Annotated in this window: 14 protein-coding genes and 1 riboswitch; of the genes, 8 read left to right on the top strand and 6 right to left on the bottom strand. The window is 71.7% G+C overall.

Annotation, left to right across the window (positions count from 1 at the left end; genetic code table 11):
• The first annotated feature begins 148 nt into the window (after positions 1-148).
• A riboswitch (FMN riboswitch) is annotated at positions 149-304 on the top strand.
• Positions 305-402: 98 nt separating this feature from the next.
• Entirely contained in the window at positions 403-1,140 is a 738-nt protein-coding gene (locus tag ACWGLC_RS14805; RefSeq protein WP_452100600.1) for a nicotinamide mononucleotide transporter family protein, read from the top strand.
• Between the two features lie 191 nt (positions 1,141-1,331).
• Here ACWGLC_RS14805 and ACWGLC_RS14800 read toward each other — a convergent pair whose 3' ends face one another.
• Entirely contained in the window at positions 1,332-2,816 is a 1,485-nt protein-coding gene (locus ACWGLC_RS14800; protein ID WP_452100599.1) for an MFS transporter, read from the bottom strand.
• Positions 2,813-3,424, bottom strand: a complete 612-nt coding sequence (locus ACWGLC_RS14795) for a class I SAM-dependent methyltransferase (protein WP_452100598.1) — start codon at positions 3,422-3,424, stop codon at positions 2,813-2,815. The genes ACWGLC_RS14800 and ACWGLC_RS14795 overlap by 4 nt, the downstream gene beginning before the upstream one ends.
• Before the next feature lie 231 nt (positions 3,425-3,655).
• Between ACWGLC_RS14795 and ACWGLC_RS14790 the strand changes: the two genes are divergently transcribed.
• Positions 3,656-4,390, top strand: a complete 735-nt coding sequence (locus ACWGLC_RS14790; RefSeq protein ID WP_452100597.1) for a methyltransferase domain-containing protein — start codon at positions 3,656-3,658, stop codon at positions 4,388-4,390.
• Positions 4,391-4,510: 120 nt separating this feature from the next.
• On the opposite strand, the gene ACWGLC_RS14785 is transcribed toward ACWGLC_RS14790, so the two are convergent.
• A complete protein-coding gene (locus ACWGLC_RS14785; protein ID WP_452100596.1) occupies positions 4,511-5,557 on the bottom strand; it encodes a glucosyl-3-phosphoglycerate synthase in 1,047 nt (348 codons plus the stop codon).
• A gap of 79 nt (positions 5,558-5,636) precedes the next feature.
• Between ACWGLC_RS14785 and ACWGLC_RS14780 the strand changes: the two genes are divergently transcribed.
• The 6 genes from ACWGLC_RS14780 (at position 5,637) to ACWGLC_RS14755 (ending at position 13,717) form a co-directional block, all read left to right on the top strand.
• Positions 5,637-6,920 carry an acyl-CoA dehydrogenase family protein gene (locus ACWGLC_RS14780; protein WP_344991743.1) on the top strand — a complete coding sequence of 428 codons (1,284 nt, stop codon included), beginning with the start codon at positions 5,637-5,639 and terminating at the stop codon, positions 6,918-6,920.
• Complete coding sequence (locus tag ACWGLC_RS14775; RefSeq protein ID WP_452100595.1) at positions 6,917-8,239, top strand: phosphotransferase family protein; 1,323 nt, start codon at positions 6,917-6,919, stop codon at positions 8,237-8,239. Before ACWGLC_RS14780 ends, ACWGLC_RS14775 begins: the two co-directional genes overlap by 4 nt.
• The gene (locus tag ACWGLC_RS14770; protein WP_344991749.1) at positions 8,239-8,949 is read left to right on the top strand and encodes a histidine phosphatase family protein; all 711 of its coding nucleotides are present in this window, start codon (positions 8,239-8,241) and stop codon (positions 8,947-8,949) included. Before ACWGLC_RS14775 ends, ACWGLC_RS14770 begins: the two co-directional genes overlap by 1 nt.
• A 128-nt stretch (positions 8,950-9,077) precedes the next feature.
• On the top strand, positions 9,078-9,887 hold the full coding sequence (locus ACWGLC_RS14765; protein WP_452100594.1) for an alpha/beta fold hydrolase: 810 nt from the start codon (positions 9,078-9,080) through the stop codon (positions 9,885-9,887).
• Between the two features lie 171 nt (positions 9,888-10,058).
• Positions 10,059-12,218, top strand: a complete 2,160-nt coding sequence (locus ACWGLC_RS14760; RefSeq protein ID WP_452100607.1) for an MMPL family transporter — start codon at positions 10,059-10,061, stop codon at positions 12,216-12,218.
• Between the two features lie 11 nt (positions 12,219-12,229).
• The gene (locus tag ACWGLC_RS14755; RefSeq protein WP_452100593.1) at positions 12,230-13,717 is read left to right on the top strand and encodes a TIGR01777 family oxidoreductase; all 1,488 of its coding nucleotides are present in this window, start codon (positions 12,230-12,232) and stop codon (positions 13,715-13,717) included.
• A gap of 48 nt (positions 13,718-13,765) precedes the next feature.
• Here the strand turns inward: ACWGLC_RS14755 and ACWGLC_RS14750 are convergent, their stop codons facing one another.
• From ACWGLC_RS14750 to ACWGLC_RS14740, 3 genes are all read right to left on the bottom strand, one after another.
• Positions 13,766-14,500, bottom strand: coding sequence for a helix-turn-helix domain-containing protein (locus ACWGLC_RS14750; RefSeq protein WP_452100592.1), 735 nt, complete (start codon positions 14,498-14,500; stop codon positions 13,766-13,768).
• A 65-nt stretch (positions 14,501-14,565) separates the two neighbouring features.
• Complete coding sequence (locus ACWGLC_RS14745) at positions 14,566-15,867, bottom strand: SPFH domain-containing protein (protein WP_452100591.1); 1,302 nt, start codon at positions 15,865-15,867, stop codon at positions 14,566-14,568.
• 68 nt (positions 15,868-15,935) lie between these two features.
• Entirely contained in the window at positions 15,936-16,370 is a 435-nt protein-coding gene (locus ACWGLC_RS14740; protein WP_452100590.1) for an NfeD family protein, read from the bottom strand.
• Positions 16,371-16,438 lie beyond the last annotated feature (68 nt).

Raw genomic sequence — 16,438 nt, 5'->3', positions numbered from 1 at the left:
ACCACATACCCCGATCCAGCCAGGGTGTTGCACTAGCTCCCTGAGACCACCCGAGTGAAATCGCCCGAAACGCTCTTTTCGATGAGCCCGTTGCGGCCAGCGCCGCCGCCCGGGTTGCGGCGGCGCGCGTGCAGGGGTAGAGATGAGAACACGTTCTCAGGGCGGGGTGAGATTCCCCACCGGCGGTGATGTCACCGGTCCCACGACCGGAGGCGAGCCCGCGAGCGCCCCGCTTCGGCGGGGGTCAGCAGACCCGGTTGGATCCCGGGGCCGACGGTCATAGTCCGGATGGAAGAGAACATCGCGCCACCTGCGCGAGCCCGGCCCACTCGGCCGTGGTGAGAGGGGTGACGCGGCATAAGCCCTGGGCCGTCTGTGTTGAGCCCGTGAAAGGGGCACACGATGAGCCTTCTCGTCTCATTCCTCGACGCGCAGTTGTTGATCGGCGGAGTCCCGATCCTGTGGCGCGAGATCATCGGTAATCTCTTCGGCCTGGCCGCCGCGATCGGCGGTATGCGCCGCGTGGTCTGGGCGTGGCCGGTCGGAATCGTCGGCAACCTGACCCTGCTCACCGTCTTCCTCGGCGGCGTCTTCCACACCCCGCAGGACGTGGATCTCTACGGGCAGGCGGGCCGCCAGGTCATGTTCCTGGCGGTGGGCGTCTACGGCTGGTGGCGCTGGTCGAGCGAGAAGCTGCGGAACGCCTCAGCAGCCGCGGGCCCGGGCGGCAGCGCGGAGGGCGTCCCGGCCGTCCGGCCCCATTGGGCGACGGGTCGCCAGCGTGCTGGCCTCGTCGTGGGCATGCTCGTCGGCACCCTTGTCTTCGGCTGGGTCTTCGCCGAGCTCGGCTCGTGGGGCCCGTGGGCCGACGCCTGGATCTTCACCGGCTCCGTCCTGGCCACGTACGGCATGGCGCGCGGCTGGACCGAGTTCTGGCTGCTGTGGATCGCGGTCGACATCGTGGGCGTGCCGCTGCTGCTCAAGGCCGGCTACTACCCGTCGGCGGTGCTCTACCTGGTGTACGCGGCGTTCGTCATCTGGGGCTTCGTGGTGTGGTGGCGCGTCGACCTGGCCGAGCGGGCGGCTGCCGGCAGTCTCCCGCGAGCCCCCCGAGCGCAGGAGACGGAAACGGTCGCCTGACGCGCGGCCGTCACCGGCTCCGGTTTCGCCGCGTGGTCAGACCCGCTCACGTTTTCCCAGGACGCGTCCGCGCCAGAGCTGCATTGCGATCACGCGACGAGCGCGCCCCTCAGCGCGCGACCGCGCCGACCACGCGACGAGCGCATCCCTCGGCGCCGACCGCGCCCACTGCGCGACCAGGCCCACCGCGTTCAGCGCCGGCGTCCCCGCACCGCCGCCACCACGATGAGCGACAGCGCCGCGAGCGCGAACCCGAGCCCACGGAAATCGATCCACGCGAACACCAGCCCGGACAACAGCCCGCCCGCCGCGCCGGACAAGGCGACGGCCACGTCGGCCTGACCCTGCACCGTCGCGCGGACGTCGAGCGGCACGGACGTGGTGAGCACGGTGGTGCCGGCCACCAGCCCGAGGCTCCAGCCGACGCCCAGCAAGATCAGCGCGAGCGCGACCAACGCCGTCGACTGCGGTGGCGCGAGCGCGGCGATCACCCCGGACGACAACAACACCACGCCCGCCGCCACGGCCACCGTCCGCGTGCCGTACTTGTCGACCAGCCACCCGGACAGCGGCGCGGGCAGGAACATCGCGGCGACGTGCAGCGAGATGATCAGCCCCACCACGGTCACGGCGTGGTCGTGCGCGCGCATGTGCACCGGCGTCATGGTCATCAGCCCGACCATCACGAATTGCGTCAGCGCCATCACCACAACGCCGGTGATCACGTCGGCGTTCCACACACGTGGCCGCTCGGCGAGATCGGCGGGATTGGGGTAGGAGGACGAAGTAGAAGGCGAGGTCGAAGTCGAAGAAGAGGACGACGACAACGCCTCCACCGCGTCACCACTCACCGGGCCGGGGGCCGCGGCGCCGGGGGCACGGGGCGCGTTCGCGTCGGGCCCGGCGGGGTCGTGGGGCCCGGCGGCGTCGTCGAGCCCGGGGACAGCAACTCGTCCGGGGCCCCTCTCGACTCCGGCCACGGCCGCCCGGCGTCGCGCTTCGATCAGCGGGTCCGGGCGCAGGAGCAGGGAGATCACGATCGCGGCGCCGCCGTACGCTGCCGCGGCGAGCAGGAACGGGCCGGCCAACGTGGGCAGACCGAGCGAGTCGGCGACCGAGCCCATGGGTCCGACGAGGTTAGGGCCGGCGACGGCTCCGAAGGTGGTCCCGAGCAGCACGTAGGACAGGGACCGGCCGCGGCTGGCGGGCGTGGCCAGGTCGGCGCCGGCGTAGCGGGCCTGCAGGTTGGTGGCGGTGCCGGAGCCGTAGACGACAAAGGCGAGGAACAGCAGGGGCAGGGACCCGAGCGCGGCTGCCACGACGATCCCGATCGCCCCGAGGGCACCGAACGCGAAGCCGGTCGCCAGGCCGGGCCGCCGACCGCGGGCCTGGGACAGCCGGCCGACCAGGATCGCCGCGAGGGCGGACCCGCCGGTGAACAGCGCCGACGGCAGCCCGGACAGTCCCGGTCCGCCGAGCAGGTCCTCGGCCAGCAGCGCGCCCACGGTGACGCCTGCAGCGAGACCGGCCCCGGCGAGGAGCTGGCCCAGGACGAGGACCGTCAGAATCCGTTTCTGCGCCGGATCGGCCGCCGGGTCGGGCTCGGAGAGGGCAGGGGTGGCCCCAGCGGTGAATCCAGCGGCACCGCTGCCCTCGGCGGCCCGCGGACGGGTCATCTCTCGACCCAGCTTCGGGCGTGGAGCAGCACGTCCACGGCGGTGGCCTTGCCGGCGGGCCGCAGGTCGTGGCGGAGCGAGACCACCTCGAGCGCCTCGGCGCCGCGGGCGAGCTCGGTGATACCGGGCAGCACGGTCGGATCCTGTGGCCCGCCCACGCCGCGGCGCAGGTTCTCGGCGGCGTGGCCGAGGTAGACGAGGTGTCCGCCGGGCCGCAGCCAGCCGCCGGCGGCGCGTAGCACGCCCACGAGGTCGTCCATTCCGAGGTGGAGGAAGCCGATCACCACGAGGTCGACCTTCTCGGTCGGCTCCCACGCGGTGGCGTCGCCGACCACCCAGTCCACGCTGCCGCTGCGCCCCTCGTCGGAGTCCTTGGCCCGGGCCTGCTCGATCGCGACCTCGGAGAAGTCCACGGCCTCGACCCGCCAGCCGTGCGCGGCGAGCCAGCGGGCGTGCCGACCGTCGCCGCAGGCCAGGTCGATCGCGGTGCCGACAGTCAAGCCCGCGTCCTCGGCGGCCGTGACCTCGGCGACGATACGGGCGGCCGGGGTGGTGCCCCAGGCGTCGGGCTGCGCGAGGTAGCGGGCGTTCCATTCGGCTGCGTCCACGTGGGCGTCCTTTCGGTGTGGGGTCGGGGCCGGCGGCGGGTCCGGGCCGGCGAGCCACCGGGGTGTTCGGTGTCGCCGGTGGAGGTGCTCGGTGTCGCCGTGGGGTTCCAGTCTCCTCCACAGGGCGCTGCCGGGCACGGCGCGGCGCTCACTCTGGTTTCGGTGATACCCGCAAGGGTATCCGCCAGTGCCCATCGACGTGAGATCGTGGGTGCCGAGCCGGAGGTGATCATGACCGAGAACGCAGTCCGCGACGATGCGTCGTTCTTCGCCCGCGGCTGGGTCGTGGCGAGCCCGATGCTGGAGCGGTTCGGGCTGGTCAGGGCTCGTCGGCGCCTGGTCGCGGGGCTGAGCGGCACGGTGGTGGAGGTGGGCGCCGGCAGCGGTGTGACCTTCGAGCACTACCCGCCGGAGGTGACCCGTGTCGTGGCGGTCGAGCCCGACCCGCACCTGCGCACGCACGCCCGGCGACGCGCGGCCCGCGTGGCGGGCGAGGGCGCGAGGATGTCCATCGAGGTCGTGGACGCGGTGGCCGAGGCGCTCCCGCTCGCGGACGGCGAGGCCGACGCCGTGGTCTTCGGGCTGGTCCTGTGCACGGTCCCGGACGTGCCGGCCGCGCTCGCCGAGGCCCGGCGGGCCCTCCGGCGCGGCACGCAAGATCGCCCCGGCGCCCAGGGGCGCCCCGGCGCCCAGGATCGCCCCGGCGCGGAGGATCGGCCCGGCGGTGAGATCCGCCTGCTCGAGCACGTGCGCGCGCCCGGCCGGCTGGGCCGGTTCGCCGACCGCATCGCGCCGGTGTGGGGCCACGTCGGCGGGGGCTGTCGGCCGAATCAGGACACCGAGGCACTGCTCGCGGAAGCAGGCTTCGACGTCGCGGCCTTGCAGACGCGCCCCTTCCCGCGGGTGGTGCCGATCCTGCCGATGCTCACCGGCGCCTCGCGGCCTCTCGGGAACTACGCGCCCTGAATGTCACTGTGTCGCCCGGTTGCGCACCCGGATGGCGTCATTCCGGGCGCGCACGTCCCCGGGGCGAGCCAGGCGACAGGGCGCGAACGTCGCGGGCGCGAGGCATGCCGGGCCCCCGGCTCAGCGCGCCCGCACCTCGCGCATGGGTGGCCGCTCGCCGGGCGCCACCCGGATCGACTCGGAGACGAACTCGCCGGTCTCGGCATCGCGCCGGTGGAGGATGAGGGTGTCGCCGGGCTCGTCGTCGTCGCCAACACCGCCACCCACGCCAACACCGCTACCCAGGCCAACACCACCGCCGCCCCAGGCCACGCGCCCGTGCCGCCGCAGCCGCTCGAGCACGGCCAGGTGCTGGTGCATCGCCATCACGGACAGCGCTGAGTCGGGGGAGTTGCGGTGCACGCGCCGCCCGAGGTCGACCTGGGCGAGCGCGTCGAGCCCGTACTCCTCGTACAGGTCGATGAGGATCCCGATGTCCACCCCGTACGCGCCGGCGAACGGGATCGACTCCAGCGCCGCGCGGGTGCCCGCGTACTCGCCGCCGAGCGGCTGGATGAACCCGGTCAGCGCGGGCCAGTGGGTGGCCAGCAGCGGCCGCGCGACGAGCTCGGTGACGCGGCCCCCGCCGGCGGGCAGGACGGTGCGGCCGTCGTCGAGGGGCCGGTCGAAGGCGCCCTTGCAGAACACCACGCCCGGCTCGGTCAGCAACGGCCCGAGCAGTCCCACGGCGAAGTCGGTGTCGAACTCGCGCAGATCGGAGTCGAGGAACACGACGATGTCACCGTCGGTGGCGGCCAACGATTTCCACAACGCCTCGCCCTTGCCGGGCACGTCGCCGAGGGCGGGGAGGATCTCGCCCTGCGCCACCACGCGGGCCCCGGCGCCGACGGCCACCGCCGCGGTCGAGTCGGTGGAATGGGAGTCGACGACGACGAGCTCGTCGATCAACGGCACCCCGATCACCAGTTCGGTGCGCAGCGCCTCGACGATCAGTCCGACCGTCGTCTCCTCGTTCCGGGCCGGCAGCACGACCGAGACACGGCGCCCCGCCTTGGCCGCCACGAGCTCGTCCGGGCGGAAATCGGCGGCCCGGTAGGTCCGGCGCGTCGACCAGGCGCGAACCGGGTCGATCCGGTCCGCGAACGCCGTACGCGAGTTGTCGGTCACCTCCGCGATCCTGCCAGAGCGGGGGAGACCCGGCCGAGAGCGGGAGAACCCGTTCACCTCGGTGTGCCACGATGCAGTCATGGATTTCTCCCCGTCCTCCCGCGCCGCTGACCTCACCGCGGCGGTCCGGGAGTTCATCGCTACTCGGATCGCGCCGGTCGAGTCACAGATCCACGCGGACATCGCTCGTCGTCGTCTGGCGGGGGAGGACTCGTGGGCGGTCGACCCGCGCGTCACGGAGCTGCAGGCGGCGGCCCGGGCGGAGGGACTGTGGAACCTCTTCCTGCCCGCCGGCCACGAGGGCCCCTACGCCGAGCGCTACGGCACCCGCGGCGGCGCCGGCCTGACGAACAGCGACTACGCCCCGGTCGCGGAGGAGATGGGCCGCTCGTTCCTGGCGCCGCTGGTGTTCAACTGCAACGCCCCTGACACCGGGAACATGGAGGTCCTGCTCAAGTACGGCTCGGCCGAGCAGAAGGACCGCTGGCTGGACCCGCTGCTGGCGGGCGAGATCCGCAGCGCGTTCCTCATGACCGAGCCCGAGGTCGCGTCCTCCGACGCCTCGACCATGGCCGCGACCGCACGGATCTCCGGTGACGAGGTGGTCCTCGACGGCCACAAGTGGTGGTCCACCGGCGTCGGCCACCCGGACTGTCGGGTCGGGATCTTCATGGGCGTCACCGATCCCGACGCCCACCGCTACCTGCGGCATTCCATGGTCCTGGTGCCCATGGACGCCCCCGGCGTGAGCGTGGAGCGGATGCTCACGGCGCAGGGGATGTTCGACGAGCCGCTGGGCCACGGCGAGGTGCGCCTGGATGGTGTGCGGCTGCCGGTCAGCAACATCATCGCCGGCCCGGGCCGTGCCGCCGAGATCGCGCAGGGCCGCCTCGGCCCGGGTCGCGTCCACCACTGCATGCGGCTCATCGGCCTGGCCGAGCTCGCGCTGGACCTGGCCTGCCGCCGGGCGTCGGAGCGGGTGGCGTTCGGCAAGCCGATCGTCAACCTCGGCGGCAACCGCGAGCGACTGGCCGAGGCGCGCATCGCGATCGACCAGGCGCGGCTGCTCGTCCACCACGCCGCCTGGAAGCTCGACACCGAGGGGCAGGCCGCGGTCGAGGTCAGCGCTATCAAGGCCGCCGTCCCGCGCATGGCGCAGCAGGTCATCGACATGGCGATGCAGCTCCACGGCGGCGCCGGGATGAGCGACGATTTCCCGCTGGCCGGCGCGTACGCCACGGCGCGGGCGCTGCGGCTGGCGGACGGCCCGGACGAGGTCCACCTCGGCGTCGTCGCCCGTGCCCTGCTCGCCCCCTACCGCGACGCCGCCGCGGCGCGCACCACCGCCGAGGAGAGCCGATGAGCGCACGCGACCGCCAGACCTCACGCGACCACGACCCGGCGCTACGCCGGCGCGTCCCCGGTACGGGGGAGGTGCGCGGGGAGGATTCGTTCGACGTCGAGGCCGTGGCCGCGTGGTTACGGTCGATCACCCCCGATGACCCGTCGGTGCTGGCCGGCGTGGATCTGGGCGACGACGACCATCCGGTCCTGCCGGAGGTGCGTCAATACACCGGGGGCGCCTCGAACCTGACCTACCTGCTGCGATACCCGGGCGCCGACCTGGTCCTGCGTCGCCCGCCGATCGGCACCAAGGCCCGGGGCGCGCACGACATGCGCCGTGAGCACCAGGTGCAGTCGGGGCTGCGGCCGGTGTACCCGCTGGTGCCGCGCATGGTCGGGTACTGCGACGACATGGCGGTCATCGGCTCCGAGTTCTACGTGATGGAGCGGATGGCGGGCACGATCCTGCGCAAGGATCTGCCGCGTGAGCTGCGGATGGACCGCGTCACCACCCGTCGGCTGTCCGAGGCGGCGGTGGACGCGCTCGTCGACCTGCATTCGGTGGACATCGCGGCGGCCGGGCTCGAGGAGCTCGACCGCGGCGAGGGCTACGTGCGGCGGCAGGTCGAGGGCTGGTCCGCCCGCTACCGGCGGGCGCGCACCGCCGACGTGCCCGATTTCGCGCCGGTGATGAAGTGGCTCGAGGCCAACCAGCCCGAGGATTCGGGACACTGCCTGATCCACAACGACTTCCGGTTCGACAACCTGGTGCTGGACCCCGACGACGTGACGACCGTCGTGGGCGTCCTGGACTGGGAGATGGCCACCGTGGGCGATCCGCTCATGGACCTGGGCGGCGCCCTGGCCTACTGGGTGCAGGACGACGACGGCCCGGTGTTCAAGGCCTTCCGCCGTCAGCCCACCAACGCCGCGGGCATGCTCACCCGCCAGCAGGTGGTGGACCGGTACGCGCGGCTCGCGGGGATCACGATCACCGAGGAGCAGTGGCGGTTCTACGAGGTGTTCGGCCTGTTCCGGCTCGCGGTGATCGCGCAGCAGATCAACCACCGCTACTTCCACCGGCAGACCACCAACCCCGCGTTCCGGGCGTTCCGTCCGGCCGTGGGCCTGCTCGAGCAGCGCTGCCTGCGCATCATCCGTACCGGGCACGGTGATCTCACGCCGGGCCGGATCGGGGTGCGCGACGTGCTGCCCGAGCTGCTGGCCGTGCCGCGGGTCGCGATCCCGCTGGTCGCGGGCGGCGTGCACGACGTGCGCACCAGGGTGGGCGGGATCCTCGGCGCGATCACCGGCCACGACGGAAGGGAGAATCGCTGATGGGTGCCATTCATCTCGTCCGCCACGGTCAGGCCTCCTTCGGTTCCGGCGACTATGACCGGCTGTCGGAGACCGGGCATCTGCAGGCGCGCCTGGCCGGCGAGGACATGGCCGCCCGGGGACTCCGGCCGGACGTGATCATCCACGGCGGACTGCGTCGGCAACGCGAGACCGCCGAGGGCATCCTGGCGGCGCTGCGCGAGCACGCGGACTGGGACTGCCCGGTCGAGGTCGACGAGGGCTGGGCCGAGTACGACGCCGACGAGGTCCTCGAGGCCGCGCGGGTGGCTGGACTGTCGGCCGAGCACGGCACCCTCGACACCGCCGGCTCGTCCGCGGAGGCCAAGCAGGCCTTCCAGCGCCAGCTCGACGCGGCGCTCGGCCACTGGGCTGGGCTCGAGGCGTTCGCGCAGTACACGAGCACCACGACCGCCTCGCTCGCCGCTGCCGCGGAGCGCTCGGGAACGGGGAAGACAACGGTCGTGGTGTCGTCGGCGGGCACGATCTCGTTGGCGGCCGCCGGTCTGCTGGCGGACAGCGAAGGCGTGGTGGGGCTGTGGACCCGGCTGCAGCGCGTCACCGTCAACACGGGTATCGCGCGTGTCGTGGTGGGCCGCGAGGGCATGAACTGCATCTCGGTCAACGAGCACCAGCACCTCGAGCGCGCCGCCGGCCCCGAGGACCCGCGCAGGCTCGTCACCCTGCGGTGAGCGGGACGGCGAGCCGCTGGGTTGCGCGCGGCTGAGCCGCGCGGTCGCCGATGCGGTGGCCCGCGTCACCGTATCGTGGGCCCAGGCGGCCGCGACAGCGGCTGTGACAGCTCTGACGAGGAGTCCCGATGCCCACGTTCCACCGCGGCCACACCACGATCGCCTACACCGACACCGGCGTACCCGAGGGCCGCGAGGACGCCCCGGTGGTGTTATTCGCCCACGGACTGTTGTTCTCGGGCTGGATGTTCCACCGCCAGATCGAACACCTCCGGGCGGACTACCGCTGCGTGACCATCGATTTCCGGGGCCAGGGCAACTCGCCGCGGGCGCGGGGCGGGTACGACATGGACACGCTCGCCGTGGACGTGGCCGAGTTGCTGCGCCACCTGCAGATCCCCGTGGTGAACTTCGTGGGCCTGTCGATGGGCGGTTTCGTGGGGATGCGCCTGGCGGCCCGGCAGCCGGAGTCGGTCCACACCCTGACCCTCATGGACACCGCCGCCACAGCCGAGGAGCCCGCCAATCGCAGTAAGTACAAGACGCTGTCGAAGGTGTACCGGCTCACCGGGGTCCGGCCGCTGCGTGCTCGGGTCGCGCCCATCATGTTGGCCCCGGGAAACATCGACGCCCCGTGGGTGGAAGACTGGCTGGCGGCGCTCGATCGGACGGACCGTGCGGGTCTGGCCAAGGCGATCGAGTCCGTGGCGGACCGGGACCCGTGTGAGGACGAGGCCGTCCGGATCATCGCGCCGACCCTCATCATGGTCGGCGCCGAGGATGCCGCGACGCCGCCGTCCAAGTCGCGGCGGCTCGAGGAACTCATCGCCGACACGAGCTTCCACGAGATCCCCGGGGCGGGGCATTCGCCCAGTATGGAGCGCCCGGACGAGGTCAATGCCATCCTTTCGGCGTTCCTCTCCGAATACAACGCATAGGCGTATAAGAGCGCCCCACTTCATGCGCGGACAAGGGAACTGATGACAGCGGATCAATCGTCACCGGACGCACCTCCGGCAGACCCGGCTTTCACGGGGTCCGACGCGCACGGCGCTGCCCGCGACAGCGGCTGGGTCGGTGTCCTCACCGGCCGGGTGACCGCCTGGGTGATGCTGCTGGTCATGCTGGTGGCCGCCGGTGCGGTGTTCGCGTTCGCGTCGTCCGGGTCCGCGTCCGAGGCGCCCAACACGCTGCCCGACGACGCCGAGTCCGCCCTCGTGGCGCAGATCCAGTCGGAGTTCCCCGACTCCGGCTCGGTTCCGGCGGTCCTGGTCGTGAGCCGGACCGACGGCGGCGAGCTGGGGCCGCAGGGCATCGCCGCCGCGGTCGGCGCGGGCGAGCGGATGTCCGGGGTCGTGGGCGTCCCGGCGCAGGGGCCCATCCCGTCCGAGGACGGTGCGGCCGCCCTGATGCTCGTGCCGGTCGACTCCGAGATCCTGTCGGGCGGCGAGGGGAACGAGCTCGTCGCCGACATGCGCGCCGCCGTCTCGGACGGTCTCGACGACGGCGTGAGTGCCCAGCTCACCGGTGGCCCGGCCTTCGCCGCCGATACCGCCGCAGCGTTCGAGGGCGCCGATTTCCGGCTGTTGGCCGCCACCGCGCTGGTCGTGGCGGTGCTGCTCATCATCACCTACCGCTCCCCGGTGCTGTGGCTGGTCCCGCTGTTCATCATCGGAGTCGCCGACCGGGTCGCCTCGCTCGTCGTCGCCGCGCTCGGGGAGGCCGTGGGCGTCACCGTCGACGGCTCGACGTCGGGCATCGTCTCCGTCCTCGTCTTCGGCGCCGGCACAAACTACGCGCTGCTCCTCGTCTCCCGCTACCGCGAGGAACTGCGCAAGAACGAGGACAGGCGCGGCGCCCTGCGCGCCGCCTACCGCGGTGCCGTGCCCGCGATCCTGGCCAGCAACATCACCGTCGTCCTGGCTCTGCTCACCCTGCTGCTGGCGACCCTGCCCAACTACCGCTCGCTCGGTATCTCCGCGGCAGTCGGGCTGATCATCGCCGTGATCTTCGCGCTGATCGCACTGCCCGCCGCGCTCGCCGTGTGCGGCCGGGGTCTGTTCTGGCCGTTCATCCCGCGCCCCGCCACTCCCGCCCCCACGGGCTCCGCGGTGGGCTCCGCGACGCGGGGCGAGCATGAGCAGCACGGCAAACACGAACTGCACACGTCGACGACCCCCGCCGGCTTCGACGACGAGGTCCCGCCCGGGATCTGGGGCCGGATCGCCTCGCGTGTGGTCCGGAGGCCCGTCACCGTTCTGGTGTCGTGCGTGTTGCTCCTGGTCGTGCTGGCGTGCGGGCTCCTCGGCACGCGCGTGGGACTGAGTCAGACCGAGCAGTTCCGCACCGCGTCCGAATCAGCCGCAGGTCTGGAGACGGCGGCCGAGCACTACCCGGCCGGCGTCACCGACCCCGTCACGATCGTCACCCGTACGGGAACCGAGGGGCAGGTCCTCGAGGCCGTCCAGGACGTCACGGGCGTGGTCTCCGCTACCCCGTCGGGAGAATCCGGCACCGGCTGGAGCCGGGTGAACGTCGTCTTGGACGCCGCTCCGGCCACCGAACGCTCGGAGGAGAGTGTGCTCGGCCTACGCGACGCCGTTGACACGGTCCCCGGCTCCGAGGCGCTCGTCGGTGGTTCGGTCGCCAAGGCGGTCGACACCTCCGAGGGCAACGTCCGCGACTTCACGCTGATCGCGCCGCTCATCCTGCTGGTGGTCTTCGTCGTCCTGATGCTCGTGCTGCGGTCCCTGATCGCCCCGTTGCTGGTGATGGCGGCGACGGTGTTGTCGTCGGTCGCCGCGCTCGGGCTCGGCACCTTCGTCACCACCCAGATCCTGGGCTTCCCCGGACTGGACGTCTCGGTGCCGCTGTACAGCTTCCTGTTCCTGGTGGCGCTGGGCGTGGACTATTCGATCTTCCTGACGATCCGCGCCCGGGAGGAGGCGGCCACCCACGCCACCCGCGAGGCCATGGTTCGTGCCGTCGCGCTGACCGGCGGCGTCATCACCTCCGCCGGCATCGTGCTGGCCTCGGTGTTCGTGGTGCTCGGCGTGCTGCCGCTGATCGTGCTCACCCAGGTCGGCGTGATCGTGGCGCTCGGCGTGCTGCTCGACACCTTCGTCGTTCGCACGCTCGTCGTCCCGGCACTGTTCACCCTGGTCGGTGACAAGGTCTGGTGGCCGGGCGACCCGCGCCGGACTACCCTCGCCGGGCACGGCCCGCACAACCCACACGATTCGCGCGAGCTTCAGGACGCTCACGCATGAGGGAGTAAGCGATGAGCATCGACGTCAGCTGCACGGTTCCCGTGCCCCCGGCCGAGGCGTGGCGCTACCTCGCCGCGCCGGGCGCGCTGCGGCGGCTGTCCCCACCGTTCATGTCCTTGCGCCCGGTGCACGAGGCGGGATCGCTGCGCGACGGCGAGGCCGTACTCGAACCCCGAACCGCGCTGCCGGGACCGCTGGCCGCACGGTTCGGCCCCCGGTGGGTCGCGCGGCACGATCCCCAGGGTTTCGTCGACGGTGAGCGCTTCGTCGACCGCTGCGTGTCAGAGCCCTACGCCACGGCGACCGGCTGGGTGCACGTGCACACGGTGACCGCCGGCCCGTCCGGCGCCACAATGCTCGGCGATCGCGTCGAGGCTCGCGTCCCCGAGCCGATGCTGACGCGTGTGTTCGCCTACCGGTACCGCCAGATGGCCGCCGACCTGGAGACGATCGCGCAGTTCGGCTCGGCAGCGGCGCCGGCGACGAAGCCCCTGACCGTCGCGGTGACGGGAGCGTCAGGCCTTATCGGCACGGCGGTAACCGCGCTCCTCGGCGTCGCGGGGCACCGGGTCATCCGGCTGACCCGCCCGGGCGGTGGTCTCAACGCCGGTAGAGACGACGCCGGTAGAGACGACGCCGGTAGAGACGGCGCCGGGAACCACGACGACGACAACGCCGTCGACCCCGCCCGCGCTCTCCGGTCCGAGCGCGTCTGGGACCCGGCCGCTCCTGTGCCTGATCTGCTCGACGGCGTCGACGTCTTGGTCCACCTGGCCGGCGCGTCGATCGCCGGTCGTTTCACCGGCAGCCATCTGCGGAAGGTTCGCGACAGCCGGATCGACCCCACCCGCCGGCTTGCGGAACTCGTGGCCGAGCGCGACGGCGCCACCGCGATGGTGTGTGCGTCGGCCGTCGGCTTCTACGGCGCCGACCGCGGCGGGGAACCACTGTCCGAATCGGCGGCCAATGGGACCGGGTCGCTCGCCGCGATCGTCGCGGACTGGGAGCGCGCCTGCGAACCCGCCCGGCAGGCCGGTGCGCGCGTGGTGAACGTGCGAACCGGGCTCGTGCTCTCGGCGGCCGGCGGGATGCTGTCGCCGCTGGCGGCGATCACCCGCACCGGCCTGGGCGGTCGCCTCGGCTCCGGGCGGCAGTGGATGTCGTGGATTTCGCTCGACGACCTCACAGACATCTACCTGCGGGCGATCGTCGACCCGGCGCTCGCCGGTGTCGTCAACGGAACCGCGCCGGAGCCGGTCACCAACGAGGACTTCACGCGGGAACTCGGCGCTGTGCTGCATCGCCCGACGGTGGTCCCGGTGCCGGGGTGGGCACCCGGGCTGCTTCTCGGCAGCCGAGGCGCTGACGAACTCGCGTTGGCGGATCAGCGGGTCCTGCCTCACGCGCTGACCGAGCTCGATCATCACTTCCGCTACCCGCGACTGCGTGAGGCGCTGGAACACGAACTCGGTGCGGAGAGCCTGCCCACCGCGCTGTAGCGGCGCTTGGCGTGACGAGCAGGGTTCCCCGGCGCTGTTGTCGGACGCTCAGCGCTGCAAGATCATCGGGACGAGCACGCGCCGCGCGAGGCCACGGATTTCGTCCTCGGACTGCACGAGCGGCGGGCCGTCGGGCATCACCACCAGCGAGTGGAGGAACCGGCCGACGGCGCTGCCGACCTCGCGCGACAGGTCCTCGACCTCCGTGTCGGTCATCGCGCGGGTGTGGACGTCGGCGTCCCACGTGTTGCGGACGAACTCCCCGACGATCTCGGTGATCGCGGCGAGCACCGAGTCGGACTGCCCGGCCAGCACGGCCATGGTCTCGATCTTGTCCACCTCGATGAGCCGGCGGACTAACTCGCTCTCGCGGATGTCGAACACCGTGCCCACGAGCAGATCCTCGACGTGCCGCACCGGGTCCCATTCCAGCGACTCGAACGACGTGAACCGGGCGTTGACGGACATCATCAACCGCTGTGCCTCGTGCGCGTAGATGGCGCGGAGCATCTGGTCGCGCGTCCCAAGTCGCCGGTAGAGGGTCACCCGGGTCACGCCGGCCGCTCGTGCGATGACGTCCGTGCTCGACGCCTTGATCCCGCGCTCGGCGAGGACCGAACACGCCACCTCGATGATGCGGATGTCCTCCGCGTCATGAACGACAGCGGCGCCGCCGTCCGCATCCTCCGCAGAAGGGCTGTCGGAGGATGCATCACCGGACGCTGTGCTGTCAGGCGCTGCGTCGGCAGGACGGTCGGCGCCGCGGCGAGTGTTACGTGTCACTCTTTCATGTTACGACCTGTGGGTGGGCCGTGAGGCGTCACCGTGGAGCTGGTCGACGCAGATGGTCAGCGGGACTGCTCGCCCTCGACCGGGTAGGCACTGTAGCTGCTGGGCGAAGTCCCAGGCTGTGGGGCCTGCGGCCCGTCGATTGCGGCTGTGCCGGCCTGTCCGGGTGCAGCCTGGCCAGATGTAGAGGGGTCGGGCGCGGCCCCACCCTCGGATTCGGGAACCATGTCGAAGACGCCGGGCCTGGGCTTGCTCGCGCGGGTCTCTTCTTCGGTTACCGAGGTGGTGCCCTTCGCCGCGGCCTCCGCCATGGCGACGGACCGCGCGATCTCGGGATCGGTGGAGGTGTCGAACCACGCGTCCGGCGCGGACGGCAGATCCGCATCCGTGTCGACCTCGGAGGGTTCGTAGCGGAACACCCCGTCGTCGTCCTTCTTCGCGACGGCCTTGACGAAATTCTCCAGCGAGTCGCCGAATTGCGACGGGATCATCCACATGGTGGCGGCGTCGCCCTTGGCCATCTCCGGCAGATTCTGCACGTACTGGTAGGCCAGCATCTCCGGCGTCGGCTTGGACGCCTTGACCGCCGCATTGACGCGGGCGATCGCCGCGGCCTGGCCCTCGGCGACGAGGTAGCGCGCCGCACGCTCACCCTGCGCGCGCAGCATGCGGGACTGGCGATCGGCCTCGGCCGAGAGGATGGCCGCCTGCTTGTTGCCCTCGGCGTCGAGGATCGCGGCCTGCTTGGCGCCCTGCGCCGTGGTGATCGCAGCCTCGCGCTGGCCCTCGGCGGTGAGGATGGTGGCGCGCTTCTCGCGGTCGGCGCGCATCTGCTTCTCCATCGAGTCCTGGATGGAGGGAGGCGGATCGATCGACCGCAGCTCGACGCGGGCCACACGCAGTCCCCAGCGACCCGTCTCGGAGTCGAGCACGCCACGCAGCTGCTTGTTGATCATGTCGCGGCTGGTGAGCGTCTGCTCGAGCGTCAGACCGCCGACGACGTTACGCAGTGTCGTGGTGGCGAGCTGCTCCACAGCGATGATGTAGTTGTTGATCTCGTAGACCGCCGACTTGGGGTCGGTGACCTGGAAATAGACGACCGTGTCGATGCTCAGCGTGAGGTTGTCCTCGGTGATCATCGACTGCGGCGGGAAGGTGACGACCCGCTCGCGCAGGTCGACCTTGGCACGCACCCTGTCGATGAACGGGATGATCAGCGTCAGCTGACCGCTGGCGGTTCGTTGGTAGCGACCGAGCCGCTCGATGACGGCGGCCTCCGCCTGGGGGATGAGCTTGACCGAGCTCACCACCACCGAGGCGATTAATATGACGATGACGGCAAGGAAGATCAATCCACCCATGGCATTCCTCTGGTTGTGTCGTGCGTGTCGGGTTTATTGGTCAGACCGATGCGGAGTCCGCGACGGTCCTAGAAGCCGCGCACGACGATGGCCGTGGCGCCCTCGATCTCATGCACGAGGATCTTCTCGCCCGCGGCGAACGTCTCGCCCTCGATGAGCGGCCGCGCCGTCCAGGTGTCCCCGGAAATCTCGATCAGCCCGCTCGAGGAGTCGATGGCCTCGACGACGGTTCCGTCCCGCCCGGTCAGCGCTGCGGTGTTGGTGTCGTGCTCCGGCAGTGCCGCGAGGAGACGACGTCGGACGACCGGGCGCACGGCGACGAGCATGATGACGGAGACGAGGGCGAACGCCAGAGCCTGCCCCCAGATCGGCACGCCGAGGAACGCCGCGCCCGCACCCCCGAGCGCCCCGGCGGCCAGCATGAGCAGAAACAGTTCGCCACCCGCCGCTTCTCCGGCGGCGAGCAGCACTGCTGCCCCGAGCCAGATCAGTCCTACGTGCATGTCACGAGACTACCGGCATCACGCTGCCCGGGAGGGCGGTCCCGAGGGTCGGATCGGGGCGGACGAGC

The organism is Dietzia sp. NPDC055877 (genome assembly GCF_053615975.1).
The sequence above is the reverse complement of the archived record's forward strand: the minus strand, read 5'-3'. Positions and strand labels throughout refer to the sequence as shown.